Raw genomic sequence first — 18,810 nt, 5'->3', positions numbered from 1 at the left:
TCATCGGGCCTTGGCGCGCAAATCTTCAGTCAATTCGCCGATCTCGCCAACTTCCTCTTCATGACCAGCGTCGCGCCAGCTCTCCTTCAAACCGGCCTCGTACCATTCTTGCATGGCAGGCAGGGCGAGCAGCCGGTCGCAATAGGCTTTCGCTGCTGGCGAAAGATCCGCGCTGCCATAGGTCTGGAAACGGAATGCAACCGGGCAGAAGAAAGCATCGACCGCCGTGAACTTTTGACCGGCAAGATATGGCCCGCCGAATTTTGTAAGACCCTCGCTCCACAACGCATCAATCCGCTTTATATCGGCCTTAAGTCCGGCATCGCCGCCCCTGGGTTTGACCCGAATGCCCACCGACATGGGATAGAGATTGCGCAGCGAGGAAAAGCCGGCATGCATCTCACTTGCGGCCGAACGCGACCATGCCCTCGCATGCTTGTCGCTTGCCCAGACGCTCTGGTGTCTTTCAGCAAGATATTCGACGATCGAAAGCGTTTCCCAAACCGTCATACCCTCGTCGACCAGGCAGGGCACCTTGCCCGTCGGCGAAAAGGAGGAGAAGGAGACGCCTTCGCCGAACGGAATGAGCTTTTCATCAAAGGCGATACCGAGCGTGCGCATCAATACCCACGGCCGCAGCGACCATGAAGAATAGTTCTTGTTGGCTATATAAAGATCGTACATGGCGTATCTCCCGGATATGACGCGTATTTCTACACCTGCCAAGCGTTCACGGAATATCGAAAATTATCCATGGCTCCCATAAACGCCGTTGATGAATGGTGATGTGGGGTCACTGAGAGCGCGCCTTGCGATAAGTCACCCTTTGGTGACCACTAAAACTGACTGCGCAACACGACAGAACAACGTCGCTAAAAAACAGCGGATGGGATCGCTTCGACAATTATAGCGAACAGCCCATTCGCCACCACGCCTGTAGCGAAACCGAAGCATCTTTATGGAGTAGGAACTCAGTTTAGAAAGGGCAACGCGCATAGGCTGAATGGCGCATATCCTCGTGCACCCGCAAAAGCACGCCACGTTTGGAAACAGCCAAACCCGATTATAGGCGCCATCTTCACGATGACGCCTATTGTAAAGTGAATACGTTCGGTTCGATAAGATCAATGGTAGCGGCGGATCAGCCCCACCAGCTTGCCCTGAATTTTCACCCGGTCGGGCCCGAAGATACGGGTCTCATAGGCTGGGTTTGCCGCCTCGAGCGCAATGGAGGCTCCCTTGCGGCGGAAGCGCTTCAGCGTGGCTTCCTCGTCATCCACCAGAGCCACAACGATGTCCCCGGGATTGGCGGTGTTGCCGTTGCGGATGATGACTGTGTCGCCGTCGAAAATGCCGGCCTCGATCATCGAATCACCCTTGACCTCAAGAGCGTAATGTTCGCCCGTGCCAAGCATGTCTACTGGCACGGCCACATCATGGGTGTTGTTCTGGATGGCGGAAATCGGCACGCCCGCAGCGATGCGGCCCATGACCGGCACGGTGACAGCCCCGCCCAGATCATTGGCCGGCGTCTTGGGGGCAGGGGCCGGTTCCGGCGTCTTGGGCTTGCCAAGGCTGCCTTCGATAACGCTCGGCGAAAAGCCGCGCTGCGGCCTTGCACCCGGCGTATAAGCCTCGGGCAGCTTGATGACTTCCAGCGCCCGGGCTCTATTCGGTAGCCGACGAATGAACCCGCGCTCTTCGAGAGCGGTTATCAGGCGGTGGATGCCGGATTTCGAAGCAAGATCGAGTGCGTCCTTCATTTCATCGAAGGAGGGCGGCACGCCGGACTCTTTCATTCGTTCATGAATGAAGAGAAGCAATTCCTGCTGTTTGCGCGTGAGCATGAGGAAAACACCCTTTAGAATCGTAGTGGAAGTCGCGAAACAAATACAGAACGAACACTATATGTTCCATATGTGTTCTGCAATCCCCTAAAATTTCGTGAAGGTGCCATCTGTTGCTGTGATGATTTGCCTCATAGCACGCAATTGTGCTTTTGTGCGGTCGAAACCGTCCCGGCATGCTCCGGGCGGAAGGCCGGCAGGATACATTTTCATGACGAAACCCTATAGCGTTGACCATCTCGTTTTGCCCGTGGAAGTCATAGGCGTCGCCGTGAAGCGCCTCGTCAGTCTTGGCTTTACGGTTGCGCCGGAGGCTCTGCATCCTTTCGGCACCCAAAATGCCTGCGTATTTTTCGCCGATGGCACCTATCTGGAGCCGCTCGCAATTGCTGATCCGGCTAAATATAATGCGTCAATAGAGAGGGGTGATGTGTTCACCGGCAGGGATGTGGCCTTCCGGCAACGGGACGGGCAGGAGGGTTTTTCGGCTCTTGTCGCCAGGACTGAAGACGCCTTGGTTGACCATGAGCGGTTTCGGGCAGCCGGCCTTTCGGCGGGCGATGTTTTCGAGTTTTCGCGGCCTGTTCGGATGTCGGATGGCTCGCAAGGCGAGGCGGCGTTCCGGCTGGCTTTTGCGGCAAGCGGAGCGGCCGCGGATTTCTTTTTGTTCAGTTGTCAACGGCTTCAAGCCCTTCCGGGCGATCGCACCATGCTGGAGCGCCACGCCAATGGTGTCACCGGCCTGAGTGAAATCGTCCTGTTTTCCGGCGGCAATATGAAGGTGGCGGGCCTGATCGAGACAGTGTTTGCCTGTGAAGGCAAATGGTCTCCGGGCGGTGATATGGTTTTCGCGACCGGCAATGCCAGCATCAGATTGACCGGAAAACCGCCTTTCGGCGGGCAGACCCTGAATGCTCAGGATGGCAACGAAGGCGGATTGCGCGGCGCGGGCATCGTCTTTTCGTCACACGATCTTGCCGTGACAGAGGCGGTGCTTGCTGCTAATGGCGTGTCCTGCGCAAAAGCGGACGGCCGTCTGGTGGTGCCCGCGGCACCCGGTCAGGGCGTTGCCTTCGCCTTCGAGGAAAAATGATGAGCGTTACGAACAATCTTAAAGTCACTGCCGGCGACGGCGCCAGCAAGGTTTCCTTCTCGAATACCGAGCGGTTTTCGCTGATTGCCGGTCCGTGCCAGATGGAAAGCCGCGAACATGCCTTCATGATCGCTGGCGTGCTGAAGGAGCTTTGCGACAAGCTGGGAATAGGGCTTGTCTACAAGTCTTCTTTCGACAAGGCGAACCGCACTTCGCTTTCCGGAAAACGCGGCATCGGCCTGGATAACGCGATGCAGGTTTTTGCCGATCTCAAAAAGGAATTCGGTTTTCCTGTTCTGACCGACATCCACACGGAAGAGCAATGCGCCATCGTTTCCGAGGTAGTGGACGTGCTGCAGATCCCGGCGTTCCTAAGCCGCCAGACCGATCTTCTCGTTGCTGCCGCCAAGACCGGCCGCGTCATCAACGTCAAGAAAGGCCAGTTTCTGGCGCCCTGGGACATGAAGAACGTGCTTGCCAAGCTCAATGAGAGCGGCAATCCGAATGTGATGTTGTGCGAGCGCGGCGCGTCCTTCGGTTACAACACGCTGGTTTCCGACATGCGCTCTTTGCCGATCATGGCAGCGCTCGGCGCACCTGTCGTGTTCGATGCCACCCATTCGGTGCAGCAACCGGGCGGGCAGGGCGGCTCCACAGGTGGCCAGCGCGAATTCGTCGAGACGTTGGCGCGTGCGGCCGTTGCGGTTGGCGTGGCTGGTCTCTTCATCGAGACCCATGAGGATCCGGACAATGCGCCGTCAGACGGCCCGAACATGGTCCACCTGAAGGACATGCCGAAACTGCTCGAAAAGCTTCTGGCTTTCGACGCGATTACGAAAGCCTGATCGGCTGACCGTGACGGCGGGCACTTTTGTGCCAATCGATTTTAATGGCGGGCGGGCCGTTTCCGCTGCCCACCGTCATTGTAATTTCTTCGCCATCGTCTAAGACAGGCGACGGAAAATATCTGTTCCATTCCCAAGGGAGAGACCATGACTGCCATTACCGATATCATCGCGCGCGAAATTCTCGACAGCCGCGGCAATCCGACCGTTGAAGTCGACGTTTATCTCGAAGACGGCTCCATGGGCCGTGCCGCCGTTCCCTCCGGCGCCTCCACCGGCGCGCATGAGGCGGTTGAGCTGCGCGATGGCGGCAAGCGTTATCTCGGCAAGGGCGTGGAAAAGGCGGTCGAAGCCGTCAATACAGAAATCTTCGACGCGATTGGCGGTTTCGACGCTGAAAACCAGATCCAGATCGACCAGATGATGATCGCGCTCGACGGCACGCCGAACAAGTCGCGCATCGGCGCCAACGCCATCCTCGGCGTGTCGCTCGCCGTTGCGAAGGCTGCCGCTGAAGCCTCCGGCCTGCCGCTTTACCGTTATGTCGGCGGCCCGAACGCGCATCTGCTGCCGGTTCCGATGATGAACATCATCAACGGCGGCGCGCATGCCGATAACCCCATCGACTTCCAGGAATTCATGATCCTGCCGGTCGGCGCAGAAAATATTCGCGAAGCCGTGCGCATGGGCTCCGAAGTCTTCCATACGCTGAAAAAAGAACTGTCCGCACAGGGCCACAACACCAATGTAGGCGATGAGGGCGGTTTTGCACCGGGTCTCGAAAGCGCGCCGGCAGCACTCGATTTCATCATGAAGTCGATCGAAAAGGCTGGCTACCGTCCGGGCGACGACATGTTCATCGGTCTCGACTGTGCGGCGACCGAATTCTTCAAGAACGGCAATTACGTTTATGAAGGCGAAGGCAAGACCCGTTCGCCGATCGAGCAGGCCGAATACCTGGCCGAACTCGTGGCGAAATATCCGATCATCTCCGTCGAAGACGGCATGGCTGAAGACGACTGGGATGGCTGGAAGGCGCTGACCGATCTCATTGGCAACAAGTGCCAGCTGGTGGGCGACGATCTTTTCGTCACCAACTCCGCCCGCCTTCGCGACGGTATCAAGATGGGTGTCGCCAACTCCATCCTCGTCAAGGTCAACCAGATCGGTTCGCTTTCCGAGACGCTGGACGCAGTCGAAACGGCGCACAAGGCAGGTTACACCGCCGTCATGTCGCACCGTTCGGGCGAAACGGAAGATTCCACCATCGCCGATCTCGCGGTCGCAACCAACTGCGGTCAGATCAAGACCGGCTCGCTTGCCCGTTCCGACCGGCTCGCAAAGTACAACCAGCTTATCCGCATTGAAGAGATGCTGGGCCCACAGGCTGCTTACGCCGGCCGTTCGATCCTGCGCGGATAATCCGCGTTCGGGTTTCGCGATATGGCCCGCCGCCTGGCGGGCCAGTCTCAGGGATGGGCGGTTTATCCGCACTGCTCACTCTCGAGTTGATCCGGGGTTCAGTCAGCCCAGGTCCCTGGGTTGAAAGGACTCTTTTCACGGCGAAGACGCGCTGTGGCTTGATGCGGGATCACGCTCGGCATAACGAACTCTCTCTGATATCGTCGTCATTATTAGCCCGCCTCTGGCGGGCTTTTTTGCGCCTATCAGCCGCGCGGAATTTTAAGGTCAACGGATAGTTAAACAATCCGCATTAGTCTCGAGACTCACATTATGCGTTTTAAGGCTTCTCTCCGGCATGTGGACCAGACATCATAAAAAGAGACGATTCGGCCGTTTAATCGTTCCGGCCATTACGATCGCTTTTCTTTCCTATTTCGGGTATCATTCCATCCACGGCGACTTCGGCCTTCAGGCGACGGAGCGGCTGGAGCGGCAGCGTATTGCCAGAACGGCAGAGCTTGCCAAGCTGACGCAGGCGCGCGTTGCGCTGGAGCGGCAGGTCGAATTATTGAGCGACGGTTCTCTCGAACGTGACATGATTGACGAGATTTCCCGTTATCAGTTGAATATGTCCCGTACGGACGAAATTGTCATCATGAATACCTACTTCTAATTAACCGAAATCAAGTTAATTAATGATTTGTGATTTATTCACAGCACTTTAGCGTGAATATGTGCCATGCGTTTAAAGCATTGCTGCATGGCATTTTCTTGCATATGGTACGCGCCAATCTATCCATTCAAACGGCAACTCAGGGAGGGATGAATGGCGCCGCGAAAAACCGCGTCCGTATCCGGCCGAAAGACAACGGCAAAGGCTGCAGGCGAATTCACCGGTAAGAACAGCCCGGACTTTTCGAAGGAAGAAGAGCTTCACGCCTATCGTGAGATGCTTCTCATCCGTCGCTTCGAGGAAAAAGCCGGCCAGCTTTACGGCATGGGCTTCATCGGTGGTTTCTGTCACCTCTACATCGGGCAGGAAGCCGTTGTTGTCGGCATGCAGATGTCTCAGAAGGAAGGCGATCAGGTCATCACCGCTTACCGTGACCACGGCCATATGTTGGCTCTGGGCATGAGCGCGCGTGGCGTCATGGCTGAGTTGACCGGCCGCAAGGGCGGCCTGTCGAAAGGCAAGGGCGGCTCGATGCACATGTTCTCCAAGGAGAAACATTTCTACGGCGGCCACGGCATCGTCGGTGCGCAGGTTTCGCTCGGAACCGGTCTTGCCTTCGCCAATAAATATCGCGGCAACGACAATGTCTCCGTGACCTATTTCGGTGACGGCGCCGCCAACCAGGGTCAGGTCTACGAGAGCTTCAATATGGCCGCTCTCTGGAAACTGCCGATCATCTATATCGTTGAAAACAACCGTTACGCCATGGGCACCTCGACCGCCCGCGCCACCGCCCAGTCGAACTATTCGCTGCGCGGCCAGTCCTTCGGCATTCCCGGCATTCAGGTGGATGGCATGGATGTGCGCGCCGTAAAGGCCGCCGCCGATCAGGCGCTGGAACATTGCCGCTCTGGCAAGGGTCCGATCATTCTGGAAATGCTGACCTACCGTTACCGTGGTCACTCCATGTCCGACCCGGCGAAATACCGTTCGAAAGACGAAGTGCAGAAGATGCGCTCCGAACATGACCCGATCGAGCAGGTCAAGGCACGGCTTCTGGAGCAGGGCTGGGCAAGCGAAGACGAGTTGAAGGCCATCGACAAGGATGTCCGTGATATCGTCGCCGATAGCGCAGACTTCGCCCAGAACGACCCAGAGCCGGATGTATCCGAGCTCTACACCGACATTCTGCTCTGATCGGGAAAGGGAAACCCATGCCAGTAGAAATTCTTATGCCCGCCCTTTCCCCGACCATGGAGGAAGGCACGCTTTCCAAATGGCTTAAAAAGGAAGGCGACAAGGTCACTTCCGGTGACGTGATTGCCGAGATCGAGACCGACAAGGCGACCATGGAAGTGGAAGCTGTGGATGAAGGTGTTATCGGCAAGCTGCTGATCGACGCCGGCACCGAAGGCGTCAAGGTCAACACGCCGATCGCCGTTCTCATCCAGGAAGGCGAAAGCGCTGCCGACATTTCTTCTTCTGCCAAGAAGGAAGAGCCGAAGGCTGAAGCTGCAAATTCCGATTCGGATGCCGCAGGCGGCAAGACCCGCGAAGCATCCGAGGAGCCGAGCGCTGCCAAGGAAGCCGCAAAGGTTCCGGCAGCACCTAAGATCGAAGTCGCTGCCGATCCAGATATTCCTGAAGGCACCGAAATGGTGATGACGACGGTGCGTGAAGCGCTGCGCGACGCCATGGCCGAAGAAATGCGCGCCGACGAAAAAGTCTTCGTCATGGGTGAGGAAGTCGCCGAATATCAGGGCGCTTACAAGATTACCCAAGGCCTGTTGCAGGAATTCGGCGAACGCCGCGTTATCGACACCCCGATCACCGAGCACGGTTTTGCCGGTATCGGCGTCGGTGCGGCAATGACGGGCCTGCGGCCCATCGTCGAATTCATGACCTTCAACTTCGCCATGCAGGCGATCGACCAGATCGTCAACTCGGCTGCGAAGACGCTTTACATGTCGGGCGGCCAGATGGGTGCGCCGATGGTGTTCCGTGGCCCCTCGGGTGCTGCTGCCCGCGTTGGCGCTCAGCATTCGCAATGTTACGCCGCATGGTACAGCCATATTCCGGGCCTCAAGGTCGTCATGCCCTACACGGCAGCGGACGCCAAGGGTCTCCTGAAGGCAGCCATCCGTGACCCGAACCCGGTCATCTTCCTTGAGAACGAAATTCTCTACGGCCAGAGCTTCGAAGTGCCGAAGCTCGACGATTTCGTGCTGCCGATCGGCAAGGCGCGCATTCACCGCAAGGGCAAGGATGCGACGATCGTTTCCTTCGGCATCGGCATGACCTACGCAATCAAGGCGGTGGCGGAACTCGAAAAGCTCGGCATCGACGTCGAACTGATCGACCTTCGCACCATCCGTCCGATGGATCTGCCTACCGTCATCGAATCGGTCAAGAAGACCGGTCGTCTGGTCACCGTCGAGGAAGGCTTCCCGCAGTCATCGGTTGGTGACTTCATCGCCAACCAGGTCATGCGTGCCGCTTTCGACTATCTCGATGCGCCGATCCTGACGATTGCCGGCAAAGACGTTCCGATGCCTTACGCGGCAAACCTCGAAAAGCTGGCTTTGCCGAACGTCGATGAAGTCGTTCAGGCTGTCAAAACCGTCTGCTACAAGTAAGGGGAGGCGTTTCGATGCCGATAAACATCACCATGCCTGCCCTTTCTCCGACGATGGAAGAGGGTAATCTGGCCAAGTGGCTGGTCAAGGAAGGCGACAAGGTCGCACCCGGTGACGTGATCGCCGAGATCGAGACCGACAAGGCAACCATGGAAGTGGAAGCCGTCGATGAGGGCACGGTCGCCAAGCTCGTGGTTCCCGCAGGCACGGAAGCGGTCAAGGTCAACGCCCTGATCGCTATCCTCGCCGCCGATGGCGAGGATGTGGCTGAGGCAGCAAAGGGTGGCAATGCTGCTCCTGCCGCGTCCCAGGCCAAAGCCGAGGCTCCGAAGCAGGAAGCTGCAAAGGCCGAAGCGCCAAAGGAAGAAGCTGTCCCGGCCAAGGCTGAAAAGCCAGCTGCCGACCAGGCCTCCGCACCTTCGACTCCGGCCCCGGTTGCAAAGTCCGGCGAGCGCATCTTCGCTTCGCCGCTTGCGCGTCGTCTCGCCAAGGAAGCCGGTCTCGACCTCACGGCCGTGTCCGGTTCAGGCCCGCATGGCCGTATCGTCAAGACAGACGTGGAAAAGGCCGCCGCTTCTGGTGGTGCGAAGGCAGCTCCTGCCGCCGCAGCATCGGCAGGCGCACCGGCTGCCGCACTTGCCAAGGGCCCGTCCGAAGAAGCTGTTCTCAAGCTGTTCGAACCGGGTTCTTACGAACTGGTGCCGCATGACGGCATGCGCAAGGTCATCGCCAAGCGTCTGGTCGAATCCAAGCAGACCGTTCCGCATTTCTACGTTTCGGTGGATTGCGAACTGGATACGCTTCTGGCGTTGCGCGCCCAGCTCAACGCCGCCGCTCCCGAAAAGGACGGCAAGCCCGCCTACAAGCTTTCGGTCAACGACATGGTCATCAAGGCGCTGGCTCTCGCGCTACGCGATGTGCCTGATGCCAACGTCTCCTGGACCGAAAGCAACATGGTCAAGCACAAGCATTCGGATGTCGGCGTTGCCGTTTCCATTCCGGGTGGCCTGATCACGCCGATCATCCGCAAGGCGGAAGAGAAGTCGCTCTCCACCATCTCCAACGAGATGAAGGACTACGGCAAGCGCGCCAAGGAGCGCAAGCTGAAGCCTGAGGAGTATCAGGGCGGCACGACGGCCGTGTCCAACATGGGCATGATGGGCGTCAAGAGCTTCTCCGCCGTCATCAACCCGCCGCACGCCACCATTCTGGCAGTCGGCGCGGGCGAACAGCGTGCTGTCGTGAAGAACGGCGAGATCAAGATCGCCAATGTCATGACGGTTACGCTCTCTACCGACCACCGTTGCGTCGATGGCGCGCTCGGAGCCGAGCTGATCGGTGCCTTCAAGCGCTACATCGAAAACCCGATGGGCATGCTGGTTTGATCGGAGAGTGAGATGGTGAAGTCGGTCCTCTGCTTTGGCGATTCCCTGACATGGGGATCAGATGCGGAAACGGGTGGCCGGCACAGCCATGACGATCTTTGGCCGAGCGTCTTGCAAAAGGCGCTCGGGCCTGATGTGAAGGTGATCCACGAAGGGCTGGGTGGACGAACCACCGCCTATGATGACCATACCGCTGATTGCGATCGCAACGGCGCAAGGCTCTTGCCGACGCTTCTGCACAGCCACGCGCCGCTTGATCTGGTCATCATCATGCTCGGCACCAACGACTTGAAACCGTCGATCCATGGCTCGGCCATCGTCGCGATGAAGGGTGTGGAGCGGCTGGTCAAACTGGTGCGCAACCATGTCTGGCAGGTGCCGGGCTGGGAAGCGCCGGATGTTCTGATCGTCGCGCCGCCGCAACTGTGCGAAACGGCCAACCCCGTGATGGGCGCTATCTTTCGCGATGCGATCGATGAATCGGCGATGCTCGCCCCGGTCTACCGGGATTTGGCCGACGATCTCGATTGCGGATTTTTCGATGCGGGGTCAGTTGCCCGCACGACGCCCGTGGACGGCGTTCATCTCGATGCTGAAAACACGCGGGCCATCGGGCGCGGGCTGGAGCCCGTCGTTCGCATGATGCTCGGACTTTGACAACAATTCTCGTTTCGGAACGGCATGCCGTGACCCGATAGGACAAGGCAGGATACCTATGGCTCAATCTTATGACGTCATCATCATCGGTTCGGGACCGGGCGGTTATATTGCCGCGATTCGCGCAGCCCAGCTCGGCATGAAGGTTGCCGTGGTCGAGCGCGAGCACCTTGCAGGCATCTGCTCCAACTGGGGCTGCATTCCTACCAAGGCGCTGCTGCGTACTGCCGATGTCTTGCATACGGCTCAGCACGCCAAGGATTACGGCCTGACGCTCGAAGGCTCGATCAAGCCTGATGTCAAGGCGATCGTTGATCGTTCGCGCGGCATCGCGCACCGCATGAACAACGGCGTCGGTTTCCTGTTCAAGAAGAACAAGGTCGATATCATCTGGGGCGAGGCCAAGATCACCAAGCCCGGTGAAATCGTAGTTTCCAAGACCCAGAAGAAGCCTGTCGAACCGATGGGCCCGGTTCCGAAGAACACGCTGGGCGAGGGCACCTATACCGCCAAGCACATCATCGTCGCCACAGGCGCCCGCCCGCGCGCGCTTCCAGGCATCGAACCGGATGGCAAGCTGATCTGGACCTATTTCGAGGCAATGAAGCCGGAAGAACTGCCGAAGTCCCTGCTCGTCATGGGTTCCGGCGCCATCGGCATCGAATTCGCCAGCTTCTACCGCACCATGGGTGTCGACGTTACCGTCGTTGAAATCATGAGCCAGGTGATGCCGGTCGAAGATGCGGAGATATCTGCCTTCGCCAAGAAGCAGCTGGAGAAGCAGGGCATCAAGTTCCATCTGGAAACCAAGGTTGCCAAGGTCGAGAAGGCTGCTAATTCGGTTACTGCGACGCTCGAGAAGAAGGACGGTTCGTCCGAGAAGATCACCGCTGACCGGATGATTTCGGCTGTCGGCGTCGTCGCCAACATCGAAGGCATCGGCCTTGAGGCCGTCGGCGTGAAGACCGATCGCGGCTTCATCGTCATCGACGGTTACGGCAAGACCAACGTGCCTGGCGTCTACGCCATCGGCGATGTCGCCGGCCCGCCGCTGCTCGCCCACAAGGCCGAGCATGAGGCCGTGATCTGTGTTGAAAAGATCGCCGGTCTGCCGAATGTTCACCCTATGGACAAGCTCAAGATACCCGGCTGCACCTATTGCAACCCACAGGTCGCCTCTGTTGGTCTCACCGAAGCCAAGGCGAAGGAACTGGGCCGCGATATTCGCGTTGGCCGCTTCTCCTTTGCGGCCAACGGCAAGGCCGTGGCGCTCGGTGAAGATCAGGGCATGGTCAAGACCATCTTCGACAAGAAGACAGGCGAGTTGATCGGCGCGCACATGGTTGGTGCGGAAGTCACCGAACTCATTCAGGGCTTCGTGGTCGCCATGAACCTCGAGACCACCGAAGAGGAACTGATGCACACGATCTTCCCGCATCCGACCATTTCCGAGTCGATGAAGGAAAGCGTGCTCGACGCCTACGGACGTGTGCTGAACGCATGAGTGCCCCGTGATGCCCGGCATTGTCTAACCGTGCCGGGTGTCCCATATGTCTCAACGCTGGTTCTATAAGGGAGCGCGGGAATGGAAAATATCGGCTGGATTGCGGCAATCATCATCGGCGGTCTTGCCGGCTGGCTCGCCGGCAAACTCATGGATATGCGTTTCGGCATCTTCATGAATATCGTTCTCGGCATCGTCGGTTCGGTGGTTGCCGTTGCGGTGCTGAGAACCTTCGACGTTTTCGTGCAGGACAGCAGGCTCGGTTATTTCGTAACGTCCTTCATCGGCGCCAGCCTGTTGTTGTTCATGGCTAAGCTGGTACGGCGCTGACTAGGCTTCGTGCCCGGAAGGGGCTTACGCTTTTTCTGGAATTGTTCTAAAGCATCGCGTCAATAAATGTGATGATCGCGGCAAGCGATAGAAACAGGTTTCTTATGGTCACTATTCTCGACAGGACTTCGTCCGAAGAAAAGCGTATCCGCCACCCGGAAAAGGCCCATCGGCCCGATACCGAAGTCATGCGCAAGCCGGAATGGATCCGCGTCAAGGCGCCGACATCCAAAGGCTACCACGAGACGCGCGAACTGGTGCGCAGCCACAAGCTGGTGACGGTGTGCGAGGAAGCCGGCTGTCCAAATATCGGCGAATGCTGGGACAAGAAACACGCGACCTTCATGATCATGGGTGAGATCTGCACCCGCGCCTGCGCCTTCTGCAACGTCGCGACCGGCAAGCCCAATGCGCTTGACATGGACGAGCCGGAAAACGTCGCCAAGGCCGTCAAGCAGATGGGCCTCAGCCACGTCGTCATTACCTCGGTCGACCGCGACGATCTCGCCGATGGCGGCGCGGAGCACTTCGAAAAGGTGATCTGGGCGATCCGCGCTGCGTCTCCCAACACCACCATCGAAATTCTGACCCCGGACTTCCTGAAGAAGCCCGGCGCGCTGGAGCGTGTCGTCGCGGCGAAGCCCGATGTCTTCAACCACAATATGGAAACCGTTCCCGGCAATTACCTCACGGTTCGCCCCGGTGCGCGTTATTTCCATTCCGTGCGCCTGTTGCAGCGCGTCAAGGAACTGGACCCCACCATGTTCACCAAATCAGGCATCATGGTCGGCCTTGGCGAAGAGCGCAACGAAGTGCTGCAGTTGATGGACGATCTGCGCAGTGCTGACGTGGACTTCCTTACGATTGGCCAGTATCTGCAGCCAACACGCAAGCACCACAAGGTTGAGGCGTATGTCACGCCGGAGGAATTCAAGTCCTATGAGACGGTCGCCTATACCAAGGGCTTCCTGATGGTCTCCTCCAGCCCGCTGACGCGTTCTTCCCACCATGCGGGCGACGATTTTGCACGCCTGCGCGCAGCCCGCGAGAAGAAGCTTCTGGCCGCTGCGGAGTAAGTGGGCGGGGCGGGCAATTTCTCTCACGCGTCATCCTTGGGCTTGTCCGGAGGATGACGTTGCTGCTTTCACCTGAAGTCCGGCCACAACCTTCTCCGGCCGATGCGCGCGCATGCACAGGATGACGCTCAGCACGACTGAGGAAATCGCCAGGACTTCGACGATTGTTGGCCCACGACCTTCCCAGAGGAAACCATAGAGCAACGCAAAGAGCGTCTCGAACAGGATCATCTGCCCAACCATGGTGAGCGGCAGCAGGCGGCTCATGCGGTTCCAGAGAGCATTTCCGAGAATGGATGCGGTGAAACCGAGACCGGCGGCGATGGCCGCAAAATGCAGCCAGTCCTTGGAGCTATGGCTTTCCCCGCCGAAAGCAAAGGCCGGTATGGCGAGCGCCAGCGCCAGCCCGCCGGTCACCACACCCGTCATCATGTTCCAGTCGTCGGCGCTGACATCGTGAAGGCGTGACAGCCAGCGGGCATTGCCAACCGCAAAGGCCGTCCATGAGGCGAGCGCGCCAAGCGCACAGGCCAGCCCGATCAGGCGGGATACATCCAGCCCCGCATCGCTTTCCGTCAGCGACTGCCAGGATATGCCGATAATGCCGATTGCGCCAAAGGCGAGCGACGGCCACAGACGCTTGAGCGATACCGCGCCATGATCGCGCGTGCCGATGATGGTGACGGCAACCGGCAGGAAGCCGATGATGATGGACGTGAAGGCAACGCCGCTCAGTTTCACCGCCGTTGATATGAAGACATAATAGGCGATGTTGCCGATCATGCTCAGCCAGCCGAGCGCGATCCATTCGCGCGCACCGAAATGGGCAGATACCCGTTTCAGGCGCGGTCCGATGATGACGAGCGAAATCAGCCCGTAGGTCAGGTAACGGGCCGTCGACAGTTGCAGGGCGGAAAAATCCGGTACGAGTTTCGGGGCGAGAAAGATCGCGCCCCAGAGTGCGCCCGCCATCATGCCGTAGATAACACCGAGGCTTGTCTTGTTCATGTCATGTCACATCCGCATTCACGATTGCCCGCGATGTGCCACAGCCACGTACGGCTGTCTTGACAAAAACTCCTGAGAGAAGAGGTGCTGTGCTTTCAGTGAATGCCGAAGGCCCGGCGATAAGCGGCAGGCGTTTTGCCCATCGCGTTGCGCATGGCGCGCGTCAGTGCCGTCTGGTCGGAGAAGCCGGCCCGCAAGGCAATTTCCGCAATCGGCAATGTGGAGTGGCGCAGCAATGCGCAGACCTTGTCCATGCGCAGCTCTGCAAGCCAGCGGTGAGGAGGGAGGTTGAACTCTTCCAGAAACAGCGCATGCAGGCGGCTATCGCTGATCGCGGCGCAGGATGCGAGCGTCTCGATGGTCCAGGGGAAAAATGGCTCCGCTCTGACGATCTCGCCCAGCGCATGCAGGCGGTGGCGGATATCGGTCTTTTCAGTCGCAAGGCTGTCGATCAGGAGCGGTGCCCAGAGGTTGGCAATATCCTCACGCGGCCCATCCGATCCGATGACGCCGCGCATGTAAGCGATCAGCTGCCGTGTATCCCGTGCGATATCGAGAAACGGCTTGTGGACAAATCTCTCCAGCACCTGTTCGGGAACAGCAGTTTCGTCGATATCGACCACCAGCGACCGGTTGATCGTCGTCGCTTCCTGTGTGTGCGATGTGTTGGGATGAATGAAGACCGCGCGCCCGGTGGACAATTCGTCCTGTAGCCCTGCTACATCGATCCGCAGACATCCCGAGACCGGAAGAACGATCTGCACGAAGCCGTGCCGTTCCTTCGGTCTTTCCTGCGTATAGGTTCTGATATCGGCGGATGCGGCGATCATGAGATTGTCATTTCCATCGTGCAAAGAAACGGCCGCCTCGAAAAGCGGCCGGTTTCAGTCCTGATTATGACATCGTCTTGAAGATTGGGCCAGCCGGCTTTATCGAACCGGCGTCTAACATTCTTCCTTGGCGGTCGATTCGCCGCGTTTGCGCTTGCGCAAAACCGGCTTGTTCTCTCTCGCCTCGCATTTCGCAACGTCGATGAGATAGGCAAGCATAGGCATTTCGTTCATCGATGCAAGTTGCTTGGCGGATTCGAGAAGGTTGATGATGTTGGAAAAATCGTCCATCGGCTCACTCAGTGGCTCAAAGCGGGTTATGTGGGTGTGAACCCAGGGATGAATAAGCGCGGTGAAAATGGGAGGTTCCAGCGCCGTTGCATCCCATGGGTGTAATATTAGTCGCAAATAAATAGCAATCCCTGCGAGGGGGTTGCAATAGTTAAATTTCCGTAACATCGGACGCCGCGGCCATGCCGCCGCGGAATAATAGCCGCGCTATTTAAAAATGGCATGGTGGCGAAGACGAGGTTTATTCGATGCCGAACTATCTTGAAAACGTGGAGGACGCGGCTGCGATTATCGCATCTGCGCAGCGTATTTCGGTCGTCGGTTGCTCCGGAGGCGGAAAATCGACGCTTTCCCGGAAGCTCGTAAGACGCTTTGGATTTGAATACATTTCCATGGATCGCGATATTTTCTGGTTGCCCGGCTGGCAGGCACGCCCGCGCCAAGAACAGCGGCAAAGGATCGCCGCCATCGTCACCAAAGACCGGTGGCTGATGGACGGCAGCAATCCATCGTCTTTCGACATGCGGCTGCCGAGATCCGACATCGTCCTTTGGGTGCGCATGCCGCGTTGGCTTTGCCTTTGGGGCGCCATCACCCGGATTGCCAAGGGGTATGGCAAGGCGCGTCCTGAAATGGCTGAAGGCTGCCCCGAAAGACTGGATCTCGATTTCCTGCGCTATATCTGGAATTTCGAACGCCGACACGCTCCGATCTTCGAGCAGAATTTCGCGCTTTATGGTCCCAACGTGCCGGTATTCCAGCTTAAAAGCCGAAAACAGCTTCGCCGCCTTCTTGATCTTCTTGTTGTCGAGGATTAACTCCCGCTCATGCCACAGTTCGAAACGCATCGCCTTGTAAAACACTCGCCCGACCGCATGTACGACCTCGTCGCCGATGTGGAGAAGTATCCGCAGTTTCTGCCGCTTTGCGAAGCGCTGGTCATCCGCTCGCGCAAGGAGCGGGACGGCAAGACTCTGCTGGTGGCTGATATGACGGTGGGCTACAAGGCCATTCGCGAGACCTTCACCACGCAGGTGCTGCTGAACCCGGCAGAGCGCGCCATCGACGTGAAATATATCGACGGCCCGTTCAAATATCTCGACAATCGCTGGCGTTTTGAAGCCTCCGCAGAGGGCGGCTCGGCCATTCATTTTTTCATCGAGTATGAATTCAAGAACAGGCTGCTCGGTGCGGTCATGGGATCGATGTTCGACAGGGCCTTCCGCATGTTCGCCGAAGCCTTCGAGACCCGCGCCGATAAAATCTACGCGGACCCAGCCTGATTGAGGGTAATCAGCATATCGAGCGCCGTCCTGACGGTCGCAAGACGGATTTCCGTGCGCCCGATCTCTCCGTAGTGCATTTCATGGTGCAGGATTTTACCGCTGCGTGCCATGGCGGCCAGATGCACCAGCCCCACCGGTTTTTCAGCCGAACCTCCGCCCGGACCGGCAATGCCGGTCACGGCTACGGCAAAATCCGCCCGGGAACGAAATAGCGCGCCGTGCGCCATTTGCAGCGCGGTCTGTCGGGATACGGCGCCGAAATTCGCCAGCGTCTCAGTTCCAACCCCAAGCATGTCCATCTTGGCCTGGTTCGTGTAGGTGACGAAGCCGCGATCGACGACGGCAGAAGAGCCGGCGATTTCCGTTAGCGAACCAGCAATCAGGCCGCCCGTACAGCTTTCCGCCGTCGAGACCATGAAGCCGCCGGCGGTAAAGTCAGAAATGATCCGCCGCGCCAGTTCTTCTATATCCGCAGGAAACAGGCTCATAGCGGTCTGCCCTTGTAGACCACAGTGGCAGTGGCAATCGCAGCAATACCTTCGCGGCGGCCGACGAAGCCGATCGTCTCGTTGGTGGTCGCCTTGACCGAGCAGCGCTCCAGCGCGATGCCGAGCATGTCGGAAAGCGCCTCACGCATGGCCTGCCGATGCGGTCCGATGCGCGGCGCTTCGGCAATCAGCGAGACATCGGCATTCATGATCGTGCCGCCATTGCCGCGGACTACCTTGGCCGCGTGTTCGAGGAAGATGCGCGAAGCGGCACCCTTCCATTGCGGATCGGAAGGCGGGAAGTGATCGCCTATGTCGCCAGCGCCGCAGGTGGCGAGCAGGGCATCCGTCAGCGCATGCAGCGCCACATCGGCATCCGAATGGCCTTTGAGTTTCTGGTCGTGTTCGATGAAGACGCCGCACAGTGTCACACCGTCTCCTGCTTCCAGCTGGTGCACGTCGTAACCATTGCCGGTGCGCACGTCAGGCAGTCCGTAGGAGAGCTTTTCATCGGCCATGGCGATATCCCGCTTGAGAGTGAGTTTCACATTGTCGACCGAGCCTTCGGTCAGCGTCACAGGCAGACTTGCCCATTCGGCGATCGAGGCGTCATCGGTAAAGTCGGCTTTTCCAGATGTGGCAGCAGCGCGATGCGCGGCGAGGATTTCGCCATAGCCGAAGCTTTGCGGTGTCTGCGCCGCATAAAGACCCTGCCTTGAAACCGTTTCCGCGACAGAATCGCCTGCGCCACGCTTCAGCGTATCAGTGACGGGCAGGGCAGGCAGAACGCCGACAGCGCCCGCCTTGTGCAGCGCCACGATGCGTTCCAGCATGTCCACGGCGATGAAAGGCCGCACGGCATCGTGGATCATCACATGTGTGAGGTCTTGCGCGGCCAGCGCTTCCAGACCAGCGAGCACCGATTGCTGCCGGGTTGCGCCGCCCGTGACGGTGACGATCCGCTCCCCGGCATTCAGCCGTCCAAGGATTGGTGACAGGAGCGCCGCATCGTCAGCATGGATAACGACCACGATAGGAGATGTGTCTGCCCAGGCAAGAAAGGTCGACAACGTATGCTCGATCACGGCCTTGCCACCGATCGGGCGATATTGTTTCGGCCCTTCCTCGGGGGAGCCGGCTCTTTCTCCGCGTCCTGCGGCGACAACGACGATGCCGAGTTTCATAGTACTTTCCTGCATTGGTCTTATGCTTTGTGCGCAACCCTTAATGGTTGACAGTCCTGCTCTAGCGTTTCAAAACCCGAATGGCCAGCCCGATAAGCCGCCCACCCGCACCCACATGCCGCAGGATCGGTCATCCCGTTTGTTCAAACCTGCACAAATTGCCGCCGCCAGCAAAACAGGCAGGCAGGCCACGCGCAAATAAAAGGTGCAACCCTGTAAAAGTGCTTGGCAACTGCGCAAACACTGTCTAAAAATAATGCATATAACTCTTCT

At 58.4% G+C, this 18,810-nt stretch carries 20 protein-coding genes; 13 read left to right on the top strand and 7 right to left on the bottom strand.

Annotation, left to right across the window (positions count from 1 at the left end; translation table 11 throughout):
• Both ACQZ63_RS00335 and lexA read right to left on the bottom strand, forming a co-directional pair.
• A complete protein-coding gene (locus tag ACQZ63_RS00335; RefSeq protein WP_113555836.1) occupies positions 1-684 on the bottom strand; it encodes a glutathione S-transferase family protein in 684 nt (227 codons plus the stop codon).
• A gap of 440 nt (positions 685-1,124) precedes the next feature.
• On the bottom strand, positions 1,125-1,847 hold the full coding sequence (lexA, locus tag ACQZ63_RS00330; protein ID WP_003512859.1) for a transcriptional repressor LexA: 723 nt from the start codon (positions 1,845-1,847) through the stop codon (positions 1,125-1,127).
• A gap of 211 nt (positions 1,848-2,058) precedes the next feature.
• On the opposite strand from lexA, the gene ACQZ63_RS00325 reads away from it, so the two are divergent.
• From ACQZ63_RS00325 to lipA, 11 genes are all read left to right on the top strand, one after another.
• Positions 2,059-2,940 (top strand): VOC family protein, encoded by an 882-nt coding sequence (locus tag ACQZ63_RS00325; RefSeq protein WP_113555835.1) that lies wholly within the window; start codon positions 2,059-2,061, stop codon positions 2,938-2,940.
• Complete coding sequence (gene kdsA / locus ACQZ63_RS00320) at positions 2,940-3,785, top strand: 3-deoxy-8-phosphooctulonate synthase (RefSeq protein WP_019565541.1); 846 nt, start codon at positions 2,940-2,942, stop codon at positions 3,783-3,785. The genes ACQZ63_RS00325 and kdsA overlap by 1 nt, the downstream gene beginning before the upstream one ends.
• A 147-nt stretch (positions 3,786-3,932) precedes the next feature.
• Positions 3,933-5,207, top strand: a complete 1,275-nt coding sequence (eno, locus tag ACQZ63_RS00315) for a phosphopyruvate hydratase (protein ID WP_003512870.1) — start codon at positions 3,933-3,935, stop codon at positions 5,205-5,207.
• A 337-nt stretch (positions 5,208-5,544) separates the two neighbouring features.
• Positions 5,545-5,862 (top strand): FtsB family cell division protein, encoded by a 318-nt coding sequence (locus ACQZ63_RS00310; protein ID WP_003512872.1) that lies wholly within the window; start codon positions 5,545-5,547, stop codon positions 5,860-5,862.
• A gap of 153 nt (positions 5,863-6,015) precedes the next feature.
• A complete protein-coding gene (pdhA, locus tag ACQZ63_RS00305; protein ID WP_003512874.1) occupies positions 6,016-7,059 on the top strand; it encodes a pyruvate dehydrogenase (acetyl-transferring) E1 component subunit alpha in 1,044 nt (347 codons plus the stop codon).
• A 17-nt stretch (positions 7,060-7,076) separates the two neighbouring features.
• Positions 7,077-8,498 (top strand): pyruvate dehydrogenase complex E1 component subunit beta, encoded by a 1,422-nt coding sequence (locus ACQZ63_RS00300; RefSeq protein WP_003512876.1) that lies wholly within the window; start codon positions 7,077-7,079, stop codon positions 8,496-8,498.
• A gap of 14 nt (positions 8,499-8,512) precedes the next feature.
• Positions 8,513-9,883 carry a pyruvate dehydrogenase complex dihydrolipoamide acetyltransferase gene (locus ACQZ63_RS00295; protein WP_013636029.1) on the top strand — a complete coding sequence of 457 codons (1,371 nt, stop codon included), beginning with the start codon at positions 8,513-8,515 and terminating at the stop codon, positions 9,881-9,883.
• A gap of 12 nt (positions 9,884-9,895) precedes the next feature.
• Positions 9,896-10,540 (top strand): SGNH/GDSL hydrolase family protein, encoded by a 645-nt coding sequence (locus tag ACQZ63_RS00290; protein ID WP_113555834.1) that lies wholly within the window; start codon positions 9,896-9,898, stop codon positions 10,538-10,540.
• 58 nt (positions 10,541-10,598) lie between these two features.
• The gene (gene lpdA / locus ACQZ63_RS00285; protein ID WP_013636031.1) at positions 10,599-12,044 is read left to right on the top strand and encodes a dihydrolipoyl dehydrogenase; all 1,446 of its coding nucleotides are present in this window, start codon (positions 10,599-10,601) and stop codon (positions 12,042-12,044) included.
• Between the two features lie 81 nt (positions 12,045-12,125).
• The gene (locus ACQZ63_RS00280; RefSeq protein ID WP_003512885.1) at positions 12,126-12,374 is read left to right on the top strand and encodes a GlsB/YeaQ/YmgE family stress response membrane protein; all 249 of its coding nucleotides are present in this window, start codon (positions 12,126-12,128) and stop codon (positions 12,372-12,374) included.
• 104 nt (positions 12,375-12,478) lie between these two features.
• Positions 12,479-13,450, top strand: a complete 972-nt coding sequence (gene lipA / locus ACQZ63_RS00275; protein ID WP_003512887.1) for a lipoyl synthase — start codon at positions 12,479-12,481, stop codon at positions 13,448-13,450.
• A 30-nt stretch (positions 13,451-13,480) separates the two neighbouring features.
• Here lipA and ACQZ63_RS00270 read toward each other — a convergent pair whose 3' ends face one another.
• The 3 genes from ACQZ63_RS00270 to ACQZ63_RS00260 form a co-directional block, all read right to left on the bottom strand.
• Entirely contained in the window at positions 13,481-14,458 is a 978-nt protein-coding gene (locus ACQZ63_RS00270) for a DMT family transporter (RefSeq protein ID WP_111783093.1), read from the bottom strand.
• A 95-nt stretch (positions 14,459-14,553) separates the two neighbouring features.
• Positions 14,554-15,288 (bottom strand): helix-turn-helix transcriptional regulator, encoded by a 735-nt coding sequence (locus ACQZ63_RS00265; protein ID WP_041694384.1) that lies wholly within the window; start codon positions 15,286-15,288, stop codon positions 14,554-14,556.
• A gap of 114 nt (positions 15,289-15,402) precedes the next feature.
• Positions 15,403-15,579 (bottom strand): hypothetical protein, encoded by a 177-nt coding sequence (locus ACQZ63_RS00260; RefSeq protein WP_003512893.1) that lies wholly within the window; start codon positions 15,577-15,579, stop codon positions 15,403-15,405.
• A gap of 248 nt (positions 15,580-15,827) precedes the next feature.
• On the opposite strand from ACQZ63_RS00260, the gene ACQZ63_RS00255 reads away from it, so the two are divergent.
• Together ACQZ63_RS00255 and ACQZ63_RS00250 are read left to right on the top strand one after the other, a co-directional pair.
• Positions 15,828-16,397: a P-loop NTPase family protein gene (locus tag ACQZ63_RS00255; RefSeq protein ID WP_113555833.1), complete on the top strand. Its 570-nt coding sequence runs from the start codon at positions 15,828-15,830 to the stop codon at positions 16,395-16,397.
• Positions 16,398-16,406: 9 nt separating this feature from the next.
• Complete coding sequence (locus tag ACQZ63_RS00250; protein WP_003512897.1) at positions 16,407-16,862, top strand: type II toxin-antitoxin system RatA family toxin; 456 nt, start codon at positions 16,407-16,409, stop codon at positions 16,860-16,862.
• Here the strand turns inward: ACQZ63_RS00250 and ACQZ63_RS00245 are convergent.
• Positions 16,844-17,353, bottom strand: coding sequence for a CinA family protein (locus ACQZ63_RS00245; RefSeq protein ID WP_111803679.1), 510 nt, complete (start codon positions 17,351-17,353; stop codon positions 16,844-16,846). The genes ACQZ63_RS00250 and ACQZ63_RS00245 overlap by 19 nt on opposite strands.
• Entirely contained in the window at positions 17,350-18,537 is a 1,188-nt protein-coding gene (locus tag ACQZ63_RS00240; RefSeq protein WP_113555832.1) for a bifunctional 2-C-methyl-D-erythritol 4-phosphate cytidylyltransferase/2-C-methyl-D-erythritol 2,4-cyclodiphosphate synthase, read from the bottom strand. The genes ACQZ63_RS00245 and ACQZ63_RS00240 overlap by 4 nt, the downstream gene beginning before the upstream one ends.
• Between the last annotated feature and the right edge of the window lie 273 nt (positions 18,538-18,810).

The organism is Agrobacterium sp. CG160-95 (assembly GCF_053521725.1).
Note: the sequence above shows the minus strand (reverse complement) of the source record. Positions and strands in the feature narration are given on the sequence as shown.

Bases quoted from the DNA above. Each gene is read 5' to 3' on its own strand.
- ACQZ63_RS00255 (WP_113555833.1), top strand. From the start codon at position 15,828: ATGCCGAACTATCTTGAAAACGTGGAGGACGCGGCTGCGATTATCGCA.
- lipA (WP_003512887.1), top strand. From the start codon at position 12,479: ATGGTCACTATTCTCGACAGGACTTCGTCCGAAGAAAAGCGTATCCGC.
- lpdA (WP_013636031.1), top strand. From the start codon at position 10,599: ATGGCTCAATCTTATGACGTCATCATCATCGGTTCGGGACCGGGCGGT.
- ACQZ63_RS00335 (WP_113555836.1), bottom strand. From the start codon at position 684: ATGTACGATCTTTATATAGCCAACAAGAACTATTCTTCATGGTCGCTG.
- ACQZ63_RS00290 (WP_113555834.1), top strand. From the start codon at position 9,896: ATGGTGAAGTCGGTCCTCTGCTTTGGCGATTCCCTGACATGGGGATCA.
- ACQZ63_RS00300 (WP_003512876.1), top strand. From the start codon at position 7,077: ATGCCAGTAGAAATTCTTATGCCCGCCCTTTCCCCGACCATGGAGGAA.
- eno (WP_003512870.1), top strand. From the start codon at position 3,933: ATGACTGCCATTACCGATATCATCGCGCGCGAAATTCTCGACAGCCGC.
- ACQZ63_RS00240 (WP_113555832.1), bottom strand. From the start codon at position 18,537: ATGAAACTCGGCATCGTCGTTGTCGCCGCAGGACGCGGAGAAAGAGCC.
- pdhA (WP_003512874.1), top strand. From the start codon at position 6,016: ATGGCGCCGCGAAAAACCGCGTCCGTATCCGGCCGAAAGACAACGGCA.
- ACQZ63_RS00260 (WP_003512893.1), bottom strand. From the start codon at position 15,579: ATGGACGATTTTTCCAACATCATCAACCTTCTCGAATCCGCCAAGCAA.
- ACQZ63_RS00310 (WP_003512872.1), top strand. From the start codon at position 5,545: ATGTGGACCAGACATCATAAAAAGAGACGATTCGGCCGTTTAATCGTT.
- ACQZ63_RS00245 (WP_111803679.1), bottom strand. From the start codon at position 17,353: ATGAGCCTGTTTCCTGCGGATATAGAAGAACTGGCGCGGCGGATCATT.
- lexA (WP_003512859.1), bottom strand. From the start codon at position 1,847: ATGCTCACGCGCAAACAGCAGGAATTGCTTCTCTTCATTCATGAACGA.
- ACQZ63_RS00325 (WP_113555835.1), top strand. From the start codon at position 2,059: ATGACGAAACCCTATAGCGTTGACCATCTCGTTTTGCCCGTGGAAGTC.
- ACQZ63_RS00295 (WP_013636029.1), top strand. From the start codon at position 8,513: ATGCCGATAAACATCACCATGCCTGCCCTTTCTCCGACGATGGAAGAG.
- ACQZ63_RS00280 (WP_003512885.1), top strand. From the start codon at position 12,126: ATGGAAAATATCGGCTGGATTGCGGCAATCATCATCGGCGGTCTTGCC.
- ACQZ63_RS00265 (WP_041694384.1), bottom strand. From the start codon at position 15,288: ATGATCGCCGCATCCGCCGATATCAGAACCTATACGCAGGAAAGACCG.
- ACQZ63_RS00250 (WP_003512897.1), top strand. From the start codon at position 16,407: ATGCCACAGTTCGAAACGCATCGCCTTGTAAAACACTCGCCCGACCGC.
- kdsA (WP_019565541.1), top strand. From the start codon at position 2,940: ATGAGCGTTACGAACAATCTTAAAGTCACTGCCGGCGACGGCGCCAGC.
- ACQZ63_RS00270 (WP_111783093.1), bottom strand. From the start codon at position 14,458: ATGAACAAGACAAGCCTCGGTGTTATCTACGGCATGATGGCGGGCGCA.